This is a genomic window from Mycobacterium sp. 1165178.9 (genome assembly GCF_001673555.1).
Classification (GTDB): Bacteria; Actinomycetota; Actinomycetes; order Mycobacteriales; family Mycobacteriaceae; genus Mycobacterium.
In genome coordinates, this window is record NZ_LZMB01000024.1 from 1 (window position 1) to 14239 (window position 14239).

Consider the following 14239-nt stretch of genomic DNA (forward strand, 5'->3'; position numbering starts at 1 on the left):
ACCCACCCCGAATCATGGTGATCGCCGACAGCGACAACGGCCTCGACCTGGACACCGCAGCCACGCTTTCCCGCCCCCGGTGTCCGACGTGATCGACGCGTTGCGCGCCTCGGCCGACAGCGCGAGTCGCCTGGTGGGCACCGAATCCGGCTACCGGGCCGGGCTGCTCGCCTCGATTGCTGCCTCCTGCACGGCGTCGTACATGGTCGCGCTGGTGCCCGGGGGTCCGTCCATATGACCTCCGGTAAGGACGCCGACAACACGGCCCTGTGCGACGCGCTGGCCATCGAGCATTCGACGATCTACGGCTACGGCATCGTGTCCGCGCTGTCGCCGCCCAGCGTGAACGACATGGTGGTGGAGGCGCTCGCGCAGCACCGCCAGCGCCGCGACGACGTCATCGCGATACTGAACGCCCGCAAGGTGACCGCTCCGGTCGCGGCGGCCGGCTACCAGCTGCCCCTGGTCGTCGGCGGTCCGGCCGACGCCGCGCGGCTGGCCGCACGGATGGAGAACGACGGCGCGGGCGCGTGGCGCGTGGTCGCCGAGCACGCGGAGAGCGGCGCGGATCGCGCGTTCGCGGCGACGGCACTGGTTCAAAGCGCGGTGATGGGCGCCCGGTGGAGTCGCGTGCTAGGCGCGTGGCCCATCACGACGAGCTTTCCCGGCGGCAACGACTAGCCCCCGAGGGCCGCCGCGATGTCGGTGGCCAGCGACGGCCCCGTCGCCAGTTCGCGGGTTTGGCCGCCGAAGCGATCGCGCAGCTCCACCACGCCGTCCGCCCAGCCCCGTCCCACCACGACGATCCACGGCACGCCGAGCAGTTCGGCATCCTTGAACTTCACGCCGGGCGAGGCCTGGCGGTCATCGAGCAGCACTTCGATGCCCAACTTGTCCAGCTCGGCGGCCAGGTCGGTGGCTCCGGTGCGGGCCTCCGCATCCTTGTTGGCGATCACCAGATGGACGTCGAAGGGCGCGACCGCCGACGGCCAGCGCAGGCCCAGCTCGTCGTGGTGCTGCTCTGCGATGACAGCCACCATCCGCGACACCCCGAGGCCATAGGAACCCATGGTCAGGCGCACCGGTTTGCCGTCCTCACCGAGCACATCGGCGGTGAAGGCGTCGGTGTATTTGCGGCCGAGCTGAAAGATGTGGGCGACCTCGATACCGCGCGCCGAGACCAGCGGGCCCGCGCCATCCGGCGAGGGGTCACCGTCGCGCACCTCCGCGGCCTCGATGGTGCCGTCGGCGGTGAAGTCCCGGCCCGCGACCAGTCCGACGACGTGCCGCCCCGGTTCGTCGGCCCCGGTGATCCAGCTGGTGCCGTCCACCACCCGCGGATCGACGAGGTAGCGAACACTGTTGCCCTGCAACGCTTTCGGACCGATGTACCCCTTCACCAGGAAGGGATACTGAGCGAAGTCGGCGTCGTCGAGCAGCGTGTATTCGGCCGGTTCCAGCGCCGCACCCAGGCGTTTGTCGTCGACCTCACGGTCCCCCGGCACCCCGATGGCCAGTAGCTCCCACTCCCCGCCGGGTTGGCGGACCTTGAGCAGGACGTTCTTCAACGTGTCGGCCGCGGTGACCGGGCGACCCAGGTCCGCCTGGTTGGCCCAGTCCACCAGGGTCGCAATGGTCGGGGTGTCGCCGGTGTCGTGGACTACGGCCTCGGGCAGCCCGTCGGTCGGCTGCGCTTCTGGGCGGGCGGTGACGACGGCCTCGACGTTGGCCGCATACCCGGACTCCAGGCACCGCACGAATGTGTCCTCACCGACCGCGCTTTCGGCCAAAAACTCCTCGGAGGCGCTGCCGCCCATGGCACCCGACACCGCGGAGACGATGACGTAGCGCACCTGCAGGCGCGAGAAGATGCGCTGATAGGCCTCGCGATGCGCGTGGTAGGCGGCCTTGAGTCCGGCGTCGTCGATGTCGAACGAGTAGGAGTCCTTCATCAGGAACTCGCGCACCCGCAGGATGCCGGCGCGCGGCCGCGCCTCGTCACGATATTTGTTCTGGATCTGGTACAGCAGGACCGGAAAGTCTTTGTACGAGCTGTATTCGCCCTTGACGGTCAGGGTGAACAGCTCTTCGTGGGTGGGGCCCAACAGGTAATCGTTGCCGCGGCGGTCCTGCAGCCGGAACACCGAGTCGCCGTACTCGGTCCACCGGTTCGTTGCCTCATAAGGCGCGCGCGGCAGCAGGGCGGGGAACAAGATCTCTTGCCCGCCAATGGCATTCATCTCCTCGCGGACGATGCGTTCGATCCGGCGCAGCACCCGCAATCCCAGCGGCAACCAGCTGTACAGCCCGGGCGCGACGGGCCGGATGTAGCCGGCCCGGATCAACAGCTTGTGGCTGGCGACTTCGGCGTCGGCGGGATCGTCGCGCAGGGTGCGCAAAAACAGCTGGGACATCCGGGTGATCACAGCGGGCCAGCCTAGCGGTGATTGCGAACCCGGCGAAGTTGGGCGCGGCAGGTCAGCATCGGCCGCAGCGTGCGGCGAAGATCGCCCGTGACAGGCGCAGCGCAGTGCGGGGTGAGCTAGAGCTCCCCGGCGTCCATCGCTTCCTTGACCTCTTGCGCGTGCGCAACCTGGTCGGGAGTGTAGCCGATCAGCAGCGCGGCACCACCCACGATGACGGCGACGCCGGCCACCCACAGCAGCCCGTAGGTGTAGCCATGGTCCAGCGCCGACAACTGCGCGTCGCTCATGAACTTCACCGGTCCGGTGGTGCCGCCCAGATACAGCGTCCGCGAGGTGATCACCGCCTGGATGACGGCCAGCACCAGCGGCCCGCCCAGGCTTTGGAGCATCAGCGTGACCGCCGATACCGGGCCGATCTGGTCGAAGCCCACGCCGGCAATGGCCGACAGCGTCAGCGGGACGACGGCCATGCCGATGCCGATCCCGCCGACCACGATGGGCAGCACCAGGTTGGGGAAGTAGGCGACGCCGCGGTGCATGAACGCCCAGCCGTACAACATCGCCCAGAACAGCAGGATCCCGCCACCGATGGTCAGCACCCGCGGCGAGAACCGCGACACCAGCTGCGAGGAGACGCCCAGGCCGATGCCCATCGCGATGACGAACGGGATGAAGCCGATGCCGGCGCGCAGCGCGGTGTAACCGAGGATGTCCTGCACGTACAGACCGATGCAGACGGTGAGGCTGAACATGAGCCCACCGGCCAGGAAGATGGCGGTGAAGGTGACCAGCCGGTTGCGGTCACGGAACAGGTTAAAGGGGACGACGGGATTTTCCGCCGTGCGTTCGACGATGACGAAGGCGAGCGCCGCACCGAGCGCCACGACGCCCGACCCGATGGTGGTGATCGACACCCAGCCCTTTTCCGGACCCATCGAGAATGCGAACACGGCCGCGGTGCACGTCAGGGTGGCCAGCATGGCGCCGGTGGCGTCGAGCTTCATCCGCTCGCGGTTGGTCTCGCGCAGCGCCGTGCGGGCCAGGTAGATCATCACCAGGCCGATCGGCACGTTCACCAGGAACGCCAGCCGCCACGACACCTCGGTGAGCGCACCGCCGACCACCAGGCCCATCACCGAACCGATCGCCGTCATCGCGGCGAACACCGCCGTCGCGAAGTTTCGGGCCGGGCCCTTGGGGAAGGTCGTCGCCACTAGAGCCAGGCCGGTCGGCGAGGCGATGGCCGATCCGACGCCCTGCGACAGCCGCGCGATGACCATGGTCGCCTCGTCCCAGGCGACCGCGCACAGCACAGAAGAGATGGTGAACAGCGCGACACCGACGATGAAGGTGCGCTTGCGCCCGATGGTGTCGCCGAGGCGACCGCCCAGCAGCATCAACCCACCGAACGTCAGCACGTAGGCGGTGATCACCCAGCTGCGGCCGGCGTCGGACAGGCTGAGCTCGTTTTGGATCTTCGGGAGCGCGACGATGGCAACGGTGCTGTCCATCGTCGCGAGCAGCTGCATACCGCCGATGGCGATAACGGCCGCGATGAAGCGTCGAGAGGGCAGCCACGCCGGGTAGTACTTGCTGATGCGCTTCAGGGCAGTCTCCGCCGGGGGCTTGGAGGCGGTCTCCGCCGGGAGCTCAGTGCTCGCCGGGGCCGGACGATCGGGGCGCGCCGAGGCAAGTTTTTGCATCGCGCGCTCTGCATCGTTGAGAGCCGTCATAAAGGGTTACCTTACAGTAATCTTAAGAATCGTTTAAAGCCCGAAGGCCGCCACGGCACCGATCACGATGATCGCCGGAGGTCGGATACCCTCGGCGCGGATCTTCTCGGGCGTGTCGGCCAGGGTAGCCCGCAAAGTGTGTTGGGCGGCGGTCGTTCCATGCTGAACCACCATTACCGGAGTATCCGCAGGTCGTCCACCTTTGAGCAGGGCGTCGGCGAAGAGTTCGATGCGTTCGACCGCCATCAGCAAAACGATCGTGCCTGACATTGCCGCCAGTGCATCCCAATTCACTAACGATTCGGGATGCCCTGGCGGCAGATGTCCGCTGACCACCACAAACTCGTGATTTATCGCCCGATGAGTGACCGGAACGCCCGCCAAAGCGGGCACTCCTGTGGCACTTGTCACACCTGGCACCACCGTCACCGGAATTCCGGCCTCGACGCAGGCCAGCACTTCCTCATAACCGCGCGCGAACACGAACGGGTCGCCGCCTTTGAGGCGCACCACGAAGCTGCCGGCGCGGGCGCGTTCGATCATGACGTCGTTGATGGCGTCCTGGGCCATGGCCCGCCCGTACGGGATCTTGGCGGCGTCGATGACTTCGACGTGTGGGGGCAACTCGGCGAGGAGCTCCGGTGGGGCGAGACGGTCGGCAACCACGACGTCGGCCTGGGCCAGCAGGCGCCGGCCGCGCACGGTGATCAATTCGGGGTCGCCAGGCCCGCCGCCGACCAGCGCGACGCCGCCCTTGACGACATCGGAGCTCACCGGGCTGTCGGGCGTGATGAGCCCGGTCTGCAACGCCTCGCGGATGGCCGAGCGGATCGCCGCCGACCGGCGGTGGTCGCCGCCGGCCAGGACTCCGACGGACAGCCCGGCGTAGTCGAAAGTCGCTGGGGTGACTGCGGTCCCCTCGACGGCGATGTCGGCCCGGACGCAGAAGATGCGGCGGCTTTCGGCCTCGGCGACCACCGCCTCGTTCACTTGAGCGTCGTCGGTGGCCGCGATCGCGTACCAGGCTCCATCGAGGTCGCCGTCTCGGTATTCGCGTAGTGCCAGAGTGATCCCCGTCATCGCCTCGACCGACCTGGTGGCGCTGCGGGAGATGACGTGAACGTCGGCGCCGCTGGCGATGAGCAAGGGCAGCCGTCGTTGGGCAACTGTGCCGCCGCCGACCACGACGACTTTTTTGCCGTTCAGCCGCAGCCCAGCGAGGTAGGCGCTCTCGGTCACCCGGGCAAGCCTAGTGGCGATCGCGAGCGCGGCGAAGCCGGGCGCTGCGGGCCGCCACCATAGATCTAGTGGCGATCGCGAGCGCGGCGAAGCCGGGCACCGGCGTGCGCGACGAAGCGCGCCACCGCCTCCGGCGCGGCGGCCGGATGGGTGTGCAGATATGACGCGTGCACCCCGGCGTGCACGACGCCGTCACGCACGGGGCCGCCCTGTCGTTCGGCGTCGAGGGCTCGATACATCCATGCAGGTTGATAATCGTCGGTGAATGTGACTGTGGTGCGGTGGAATTCGTGTCCCACCGCACGCTGGCCGGCGGTATACAACGACGAATCCGCAACGGCGACGACATCGCGATACGCCAGGGACAGGTGCGACGTGAATTGCGCCTGCCCCGCCAATACACCGCACATTGGATGGCCGTCGAGCTCGGAGACCAGATAGATCAGCCCGGCGCACTCGGCGTGTATCGGTGCCCCGGCAGCGGCGAGTTCGTTGATCTGCCGGCGCACGACCTCATTGGCCGCGAGCTCGGCGGTGAACTGTTCGGGAAAACCGCCGGGCAACAACACCGCGTCGGTGCCGTCGGGCAACACATCGACGAGCGGATCGAATTCGACGACCTCGGCGCCGGCGGCCTTCAGCAGCTCCGCGTGTTCGGCGTAGCCGAAACTGAATGCCTTTCCGGCCGCTAGCGCGACGCCGGCGCGGCCCTGCGGCCTCTCCCCTATCTCCGCCGCGGGATCCCACGGCGGCTGCGCGACCCGGCCTGCGGCGACCGCGGCGATGGCCGACAAATCGACGTGGCGGGCGACCAGGGCGGTCATCGCATCCACCGCCAACCGGGCCCGCTGCCCGTACTCCACGGCGGTGACCAGGCCCAAATACCTTGTCGGCAACTTTAATTCGGCCACCCGGGGGATGGCGCCCAGCACCGGGACCCCGACCTGCTCACAGGCCTGCCGCAGCACCTGCTCATGCCGGGCCGATCCGATCCGGTTCAGGATCACACCCGCGACCCGGGTCGCGGTGTCGTATGTCGAAAAACCGTGCAGCAGGGCGGCGATGCTCTGGCTCTGACCGCGCGCGTCGACGACCAGCACGACGGGCGCGCCCAGCAGGCCGGCGACATGGGCCGTCGATCCGGACGCGGGGGTCGTGGCGCCGGGCGCGATCCGTCCATCGAACAGCCCCATCACCCCTTCGACCACGGCGATGTCTGCGCCACGTGCGCCGTGGGCGTAAAGCGGGCCAATCAGGTGCTCCCCCACCAGGACTGGGTCGAGGTTGCGGCCCGGCCGGCCGGCGGCAAGGCCGTGGTAGCCGGGATCGATGAAGTCCGGGCCGACCTTGAACGGCGCCACGGTGTGGCCCGCGCACCGCAGCGCCCCGATCAAACCCGTTGCTACCGTGGTCTTTCCGCTACCCGACGCGGGAGCGGCGACGACGACAGCGGGAACACTCACCACTCGATGCCCTTCTGCCCCTTACGCCCCGCGTCCATCGGATGCTTGACCTTGGCCATCTCGGTCACCAGGTCGGCCGCGTCGACCAGGCGCTGCGGAGCATCGCGTCCGGTGATGACCACGTGCTGATACCCGGGCCGGGCCGCCAGCAGTTCCACTACCTCGTCGACGTCCACCCAACCCCACTTGAGCGGATAGGTGAACTCGTCCAAGACGTAGAAGTCGTGGCGCTGACCGGCCAGCCGGCGCGCGATCTCCGCCCAGCCGTCGGCCGCCGCCGCCGCGTGGTCGACGTCGTTGCCCGCCTTGCGGGTCCAGGACCAGCCGGCACCCATCTTGTGCCATTCGACGGGACCGCCGATCTGGTGCTGGTCGTGCAGGCGGCCCAGCTGGGCGAAGGCCGCCTCCTCGCCCACTTTCCACTTGGCGCTCTTGACGAACTGGAACACCGCCACGGACAGCCCGGCATTCCATGCCCGCAACGCCATTCCGAACGCCGCCGTGGACTTTCCCTTACCCGCGCCGGTGTGCAGCGCCAGCACGGGCGTGTGACGGCGCGCCCGCGTGGTGAGGCCGTCATCGGGAACTTGCAGTGGAACGCCTTGTGGCATAAACGCTTACCCTTTCCGCTCAGGCCGCGTCGCGCACCGCACGCGTCAGGCAATCCGCGTGCAACTGCTCGAGCCGGATGGCCGGCGCGCCGAGTTGGCGGGCCAGTTGCTCGGCCAGGCCCAGCCGCACGAAAGACGTCTCGCAGTCGACTACGACCGCGGCGGCGCCTTCGGCGACCAATCGGGCCGCCGCGGTTCGGCTGCGGCCCAACGGATCCGGACCGGCGGTGGCCCGGCCGTCGGTCAGCACCACCATCAGCGGACGCCGCGCCCGGTCACGCGCCTTCTCCCGCACGATGAGTTCGCGCGCGGCCAGCAGCCCTTCGGCCAGTGGGGTCTTGCCGCCGGTGTCAAACCCGGCCAGGCGACGCCCGGCGATGTGCGCCGACGAGGTCGGCGGCAACAACAGCCGCGCTTGCTGTTCGCGGAAGGTGATCACAGCGACCTTGTCGCGACGCTGATACGCGTCGCGCAGCAGCGACAGCGTGGCGCCGCTGACCGCCGCCATGCGGTCGCGCGCGGCCATCGAACCCGACGCGTCGACGACGAAGATCACCAGATTGCCTTCGCGTCCCTCGCGCACGGCGCGGCGCACATCGCCGGGCCGCGGCCGTAGCGGACCGGCCCCGGCGCGCTCGGCGGCCGAGAGCAGGGTGGCGAACAGGTGCAGTCCGTGCCCGGCGCAACTCGCGTCGTCGGCGCCGGCGGCGGCGATGACGCTGCCACTGGCGTTCCGGGCGCGCGACCGCCGCCCGGGCGCCCCCTCACCGACGCCCGGAACGCGCAGCGCGCGGGTGCGGAAGGTTTTCGTCGGCGGCGCGCTGGTCCTGGTCCTCGGCTGCTGGGTTTTGGCGTTCTCCGGTGAGTTCTGTTGCTGCACATCCTGTTCCGGCTGGGTGGACTGGCCGCCGCCCGGCGGATCGGAATCGGGATCGGGATCGGAACCGGCTTGCGCCAAAGCCTCGTCCAGCTGGTCGCGGTCGATGCCCGGATCGTCGAACGGATCGCGACGGCGCCGATGCGGCAGCGCGAGCTCGGCAGCCACCCGGATGTCGGATTCCTCGACGGTGCGCGCGCCGCGCCAGGCTGCGTGCGCGACGGCGGTGCGGGCCACCACCAGGTCGGCGCGCATGCCGTCGACGTCGAACGCTGCGCACAGCGCCGCGATGCGCCGCAATTCGTGGTCGGGCAACACCACATCGTCGACCAGTGCGCGCGCCGTAGCGATCCGCCGGGCCAGTTCGGCGTCGGCGTCGGCATAACGCTCGGCGAAGCCGTCCGGGTCGGCCTCGTAGGCCATCCGCTGCCGGATGACCTGTACCCGCACGTCGACGTCGCGCGAGGCGTGGACGTCGACGGTGAGCCCGAACCGGTCCAGCAGCTGCGGACGCAGTTCGCCCTCTTCGGGATTCATGGTGCCGATCAATACGAACCGGGACTCGTGCGAATGCGAGACGCCGTCGCGTTCGATGTGCACCCGCCCCATCGCCGCGGCATCGAGCAGCACATCGACCAAATGATCGTGCAGCAGGTTGACCTCGTCGACATAGAGCACGCCGCCGTGCGCGCGGGCGAGCAGGCCCGGTGAGAACGCGTGCTCGCCGTCGCGCAGCACCCGCTGCAGGTCCAGCGAGCCGATCACCCGGTCTTCGGTTGCCCCGAGCGGCATTTCGACCAGGCCGGCGTCGCTGCCGGTCGCCTCGGACAGCAACCCCGCAAGCCCGCGCACGGCCGTCGACTTGGCGGTGCCCTTCTCGCCGCGGATGAGCGCGCCGCCGATCTCCGGGCGCACGGCGCACAACAGCAGGGCCAGGCGCAGCTGGTCGTGCCCGACGATCGCGCTGAACGGGTAGGGCTTCACGGCTTCACGGCCAAACCCGAGCCTGGCCGCAGCATGGGCACGTGCGGAACGCCGTCGTCGAGGAAATCGTCGCCGTCGCGGACGAATCCGTGCTGGGCGTACATATCCGCCAGATAGGCCTGCGCATTGATCCGGCACGGATAGTCACCCACTTCAGCCAGCGCCGCGCGCAGCAGCCGGGTGGTATGACCCTGACCGCGCGCATTGCGCTTGGTGCACAGCCGCCCGATCCGGAACGCCTTTTCGCCCCCGGCATGCTCCTCCATCAGCCGCAGCGTGGAGATCACCTCGCCGTCAGGCGTTTCCAGCCAGAAGTGCCGGGTTTCGGCGAGTAGATCACGCCCGTCCAGCTCCGGATACGGGATCGCCTGTTCGACGACGAACACCTCCACCCTGAGCTTGAGTAGCTCGTAAAGTGTTTGGGCGTCAAGGTCTTTGGCCCAAATGCGTCGCAGTGCTTCTGTCACTGGCGCGGCTCCTCTCCCCACAAGCGGGGTGACCCCGCGTCGCTCTTTTGCTCTGCATCGTCGGCACGGCTCACGAGACCCCCAGCCCCAGCGCCTTCGTTCCCCAGGAGAAAACCTCGTCGTACAGCGCCGGCTCATCCGACAGCGTCGCCCCCAGCGACGGAACCATCTCCTTGAGCGCGGGTAGCCACGACTGAAAGCGGTGGGCGAAGCAGCGTTCCAGCACCCCGAGCATGATCGGCACCGCCGTCGACGCTCCCGGGGAACCGCCGAGCAGCCCCGCGATACTGCCGTCGGCGGCGCCGACCACGGTGGTGTCGAAGTCGAGCACCCCGCCCTTGCGCTTGTCCCGCCGGATCACCTGCACGCGCTGGCCGGCCACCGTCAGCTCCCAGTCCGAAGCGACTGCGGTGGGGGCGAATTCACGCAACATGCGAAGCCGATCCGGTTCGGACAGCCGCAGCTGGCCGATCAAATATCTGACCAACGTCAGCTGGCTGACGCCGACACCGAGCAGTGAGGCCAGGTTGTCCGGCTTGACCGAGCGGGGCAGATCGGTGAAGTGCCCGTGTTTCAGGAACTTCGGTGACCATCCGGCGTACGGGCCGAACACCAGCCACGGCTTGCCGTTGACGTAGCGCAGGTCCAGATGCAGTGCACCCAGCGGCGGGGCACCGGGTGCGGGCACGCCGTACACCTTGGCCCGGTGCGCGGCGGTGAGCGCCGGGTTGCCGGCGCGCAGGAATCGACCGCCGATCGGGAACCCGGCGAAGCCCCTGACCTCGTCGATGCCGGACTTCTGCAGTAGTGGCAGCGCATCACCGCCGGCCCCGACGAAGACGAATTTAGCGTTCAGCCGGTGCTTTTCGCCGGTTCGCCGGTTGCGGATCGATAGCGTCCACGTGCCGTCGGACTGCCGGGACAAGTTGCGGACCTCGTGACCGAACAGGGCGGTGGCGCCGCTGCGCACGCAGAAGCCGACGAGTTGTCGTGACAGAGCGCCGAAGTCGACGTCGGTGCCGTTGGGCGCCCAGTTGAGCGCCGTGGGCTCGGAGAAGTCGCGTCCGGCCGCCATGAACGGTAACCGGCGGGTGAACTCTCCCGCGTCGTCGATCAATTCGACATCGGCGAACAGCGGGTTGGGCGCCAAGGCCTGCTGTCGGCGCCGTAGATAGTCGACGCGCTGCGCGCCGCGCACGAAGCTCGCATGCGGGATCGCGGTGAGGAAGCCTCGATCGGTCAGGATCCCGTTCTCGACCGCGTAGGCCCAGAACTGGCGGGTCACCTGGAATTGCTCGTTGATGCGCACCGCTTTGCTGATGTCGATCGAGCCGTCGGCGCGCTGCGGGGTGTAGTTCAGCTCGCACAGCGCCGAATGTCCGGTGCCCGCGTTGTTCCACGGGCCGCTGCTCTCGGCGGCGACGGCATCCAGACGCTCCACGAAGGCCATCGACCAATCCGGCTGCAGGCGGCGCAGCAACGCTCCCAGCGTCGCGCTCATGATGCCCGCGCCTACCAGCACGACGTCTGTGGACGTGGTTCTGGCTAGCGCTGACACCGGCTTGCTGGTCCTTCCCTCGACTCGGCCGATCCCCAGGCTATCCCGAGGCAAGTGGGCCGCGAACGACGTGCGCCGCCCCGCACCCAGCAAAAGCTCTAAGCTGGCCTCGTGACTGGCAGGGTGGCCCGCGAAGTGACCGGCTGGGTGCCCGATGTCCTTCCCGGTTATCAGCAGCGCACCATCGCGCTCGGGTCCGATCCGGCCGGTGAGGGCGACATCGTCGCGACGCTGATACGTCGCCGATCCGAACCGCAGCTGTCTGGCCGCGAAACGGCGCCCGCCGCGCACGCGGTGCTGGCGGTGCACGGCTATACCGACTACTTCTTCCACACCGAGCTGGCCGATCATTTCGCGGACCGCGGCTTCGCCTTCTACGCGCTGGACCTCCACAAGTGCGGCCGGTCGCGCCGCGACGGCCAGACGCCACACTTCATCACCGACCTCACCAATTACGAGGCCGAACTCGATCAGGCCCTGGCCCTCATCGCGCAGCACGACCGGGTGCTGCTCTACGCACATTCCGCGGGTGGCCTCATCGTGTCGCTGTGGCTGGACCGGTTGCGCCGGCGAGACCCGGCCGCGCACGCCCGCGTGGGCGGCCTGGTGCTCAACAGCCCGTTTCTGGAGCTGCCCGGCCCAACCATCCTGCGGCATTCCATGACGGTGGCACTGATCGCCGGCCTGTCCCGCGTGCGGTCCAAGGGCGTGGCCCGGTCGCCGGGTGAGGGTGGCTATGGCACCACCCTGCACCGCGACTATGGCGGCGAATTCGACTACAACCTGCAATGGAAGCCCGTGGGCGGCTTCCCCATCACCTTTGGCTGGCTGCACGCTGTCCGACGCGGCCAGGCCCTGCTGCATCGCGGTCTCGACGTCGGCGTGCCCAATCTGATCCTGCGATCGGATCACAGCGTGCACGAAAGCACCGATTCGGTGTCTATGCAATGCGGCGACGCGGTCCTCGACGTCACCCAGATCGCGCGCTGGGCGGGCTGCGTCGGCAACCGCACCGCCGTGGTCCCGGTGACCGACGCCAAGCACGACGTGTTCTTATCGTTGCCCGGGCCGCGCGCCGTCGCCTATCGGGAACTGGATCTCTGGCTGGACGGGTACCTGCGCACCGACAACGATGCCTCGGCGTCCGTGCGAAAGGGGTGACGGCTTGGAGACCTACGACGTCGCGATCATCGGGACCGGTTCTGGCAACAGCATTCTCGATGAGCGCTTCGACGACAAGCGGGTGGCGATCTGCGAAGAGGGCACCTTTGGTGGCACGTGCCTGAACGTCGGGTGCATCCCGACCAAGATGTTCGTCTACGCCGCCGAGGTCGCCCAGACGGTCCGGGACGCGGCCCGCTTCGGCATCGACGCGCGCATCGACCGGGTGCGCTGGGACGACATCGTTTCGCGCGTCTTCGGGCGCATCGATCCGATCGGGGTCGGCGGTGAGGACTATCGCTGCTCCGCACCCAACGTCGACGTGTACAAGCAGCACACGCGCTTCGGCCCGGTCCAGTCCGACGGGCGCTACCTGTTGCGCACCGATGCCGGCGACGAGTTCACGGCCGACCAGGTGGTGATCGCCGCCGGCGCGCGGGCGGTGGTGCCGCCGGCGATCCTCGAGTGCGGCGCCCGGTATCACACCAGCGACACGATCATGCGAATTCCCGAACTGCCAGAGCATCTGATGATCGTCGGAGGCGGATTCGTCGCGGCCGAATTCGCCCACATCTTTTCCTCGCTGGGCTCGCGCGTCACCCTGGTGGTCCGGGGCTCCACACTGCTGCGACATCTCGACGACGTCGTCAGCGAGCGCTTCACCCGTATCGCGTCGAGCAAATGGGAACTGCACACCCACCGCAACGTGGTGGGCGCCGAAAACCAGGGTTCGGGCGTCGCGGTGCAACTCGACGACGGTCGCACCGTGCACGCCGACGCGCTGCTGGTGGCGACCGGCCGGGTGTCCAACGCCGATCAACTCGACCTCGAGCAGGCCGGCGTTGCCGTCGAGGACGGCCTGGTGGCCGTGGATCAGTACCAGCGGACCACGGCGCGTGGGGTTTTCGCGCTGGGCGACGTCTCCTCGCCGTATGAGCTCAAACACGTGGCCAACCACGAAGCCCGCGTCGTGCAGCACAACCTGTTGTGCGATTGGGACGACACCGAGGCGATGGCCGTCACCGACCATCGCTACGTGCCTGCGGCGGTGTTCACTGATCCGCAGGTCGCCTCCGTCGGGCTGACCGAAAACGAGGCCATCGCAAAGGGTTTCAAGGTCTCGGTGAAGATCCAGGACTACGGCGACGTCGCGTACGGCTGGGCGGCGGAGGACACCACCGGGATCGTCAAGCTCGTCGCCGAACGCGGCACCGGACGGCTGCTGGGCGCGCACATCATGGGCCAGCAGGCCTCATCGATCATCCAGCCCTTGATCCAGGCGATGAGCTTCGGGCTCACGGCGCCGCAGATGGCGCGCGGGCAATACTGGATCCACCCGGCGCTGCCCGAAGTGGTGGAGAACGCGCTGCTGGGTCTGCGCTGACTCAGGCCCGGCGGGGCCGCGCGGCGGCCTTGCCGTCCTGGCATTGCGGACACAGGCCGTGCAGCGTCAGCCCGGCGGCCTCCGACAGCGCGAAGGAACTGCCCGCCATCGCGTGTTCGAGCGCCGAACTCAGTTGCCGGGCGGGCACCTCGATCATGGTGCCGCAGTTGGTACATACCGCGTGATGGTGCGGCGCGGTGGCCAACCCATAGGTCGTCACGCCGCCATCGAGCGTCAACGCGTGCAGCACGCCCTGATCGACGAGCGTGGTCACCGTGCGGTAGACGGTCGCCACGTCCGGCGCGTGTGTCCCGGGCGGCAGGCACTCCCGCATCC

The 14239-nt window shown here is 68.6% G+C and carries 12 protein-coding genes and 2 pseudogenes; 5 read left to right on the forward strand and 9 right to left on the reverse strand.

From position 1 onward, the window contains the following. The 3 genes and pseudogenes from A5652_RS29050 to A5652_RS01360 all read left to right on the forward strand — a co-directional run. Positions 1 to 74, forward strand: a pseudogene (locus A5652_RS29050) (ribosome maturation factor RimP); the annotation flags it as partial. Beyond that, positions 71 to 238, forward strand: a pseudogene (locus A5652_RS27980) (hypothetical protein); the annotation flags it as partial. The pseudogenes A5652_RS29050 and A5652_RS27980, both read left to right, overlap by 4 nt. Further along, the gene (locus A5652_RS01360; protein ID WP_067345858.1) at positions 235 to 681 is read left to right on the forward strand and encodes a ferritin-like domain-containing protein; all 447 of its coding nucleotides are present in this window, start codon (positions 235 to 237) and stop codon (positions 679 to 681) included. The pseudogene A5652_RS27980 and the gene A5652_RS01360, both read left to right, overlap by 4 nt. Here the strand turns inward: A5652_RS01360 and A5652_RS01365 are convergent. From A5652_RS01365 to mqo, 8 genes are all read right to left on the reverse strand, one after another. Continuing rightward, positions 678 to 2426, reverse strand: coding sequence for a proline--tRNA ligase (locus A5652_RS01365; RefSeq protein WP_067345862.1), 1749 nt, complete (start codon positions 2424 to 2426; stop codon positions 678 to 680). The two genes, A5652_RS01360 and A5652_RS01365, sit on opposite strands and share 4 nt — an antisense overlap. Before the next feature lie 116 nt (positions 2427 to 2542). Further along, positions 2543 to 4159 carry an MFS transporter gene (locus tag A5652_RS01370; RefSeq protein WP_067345866.1) on the reverse strand — a complete coding sequence of 539 codons (1617 nt, stop codon included), beginning with the start codon at positions 4157 to 4159 and terminating at the stop codon, positions 2543 to 2545. A 33-nt stretch (positions 4160 to 4192) separates the two neighbouring features. Continuing rightward, positions 4193 to 5398, reverse strand: a complete 1206-nt coding sequence (gene cobA / locus A5652_RS01375; protein ID WP_067345870.1) for a uroporphyrinogen-III C-methyltransferase — start codon at positions 5396 to 5398, stop codon at positions 4193 to 4195. Between the two features lie 65 nt (positions 5399 to 5463). Then, complete coding sequence (locus A5652_RS01380) at positions 5464 to 6861, reverse strand: cobyrinate a,c-diamide synthase (RefSeq protein WP_156745087.1); 1398 nt, start codon at positions 6859 to 6861, stop codon at positions 5464 to 5466. Then, a complete protein-coding gene (gene cobO, locus A5652_RS01385) occupies positions 6858 to 7472 on the reverse strand; it encodes a cob(I)yrinic acid a,c-diamide adenosyltransferase (RefSeq protein WP_067345876.1) in 615 nt (204 codons plus the stop codon). The genes A5652_RS01380 and cobO overlap by 4 nt, the downstream gene beginning before the upstream one ends. A gap of 19 nt (positions 7473 to 7491) precedes the next feature. Further along, entirely contained in the window at positions 7492 to 9333 is a 1842-nt protein-coding gene (locus A5652_RS01390) for a magnesium chelatase subunit D family protein (protein WP_067345879.1), read from the reverse strand. Then, positions 9330 to 9800, reverse strand: coding sequence for a GNAT family N-acetyltransferase (locus tag A5652_RS01395; protein ID WP_067345880.1), 471 nt, complete (start codon positions 9798 to 9800; stop codon positions 9330 to 9332). Before A5652_RS01395 ends, A5652_RS01390 begins: the two co-directional genes overlap by 4 nt. Before the next feature lie 70 nt (positions 9801 to 9870). Then, positions 9871 to 11358: a malate dehydrogenase (quinone) gene (gene mqo / locus A5652_RS01400; protein WP_067345883.1), complete on the reverse strand. Its 1488-nt coding sequence runs from the start codon at positions 11356 to 11358 to the stop codon at positions 9871 to 9873. A gap of 135 nt (positions 11359 to 11493) precedes the next feature. Here mqo and A5652_RS01405 point away from each other — a divergent pair, with 135 nt between their 5' ends. Beyond that, a complete protein-coding gene (locus A5652_RS01405) occupies positions 11494 to 12519 on the forward strand; it encodes an alpha/beta hydrolase (protein ID WP_067345890.1) in 1026 nt (341 codons plus the stop codon). Positions 12520 to 12523: 4 nt separating this feature from the next. After that, entirely contained in the window at positions 12524 to 13903 is a 1380-nt protein-coding gene (gene mtr / locus A5652_RS01410) for a mycothione reductase (protein WP_067345885.1), read from the forward strand. A 1-nt stretch (position 13904) separates the two neighbouring features. Here the strand turns inward: mtr and A5652_RS01415 are convergent. Beyond that, positions 13905 to 14239, reverse strand: a 335-nt coding sequence (locus tag A5652_RS01415; protein ID WP_067345888.1) for a Fur family transcriptional regulator, incomplete at its 5' end; no start/stop codon positions are given.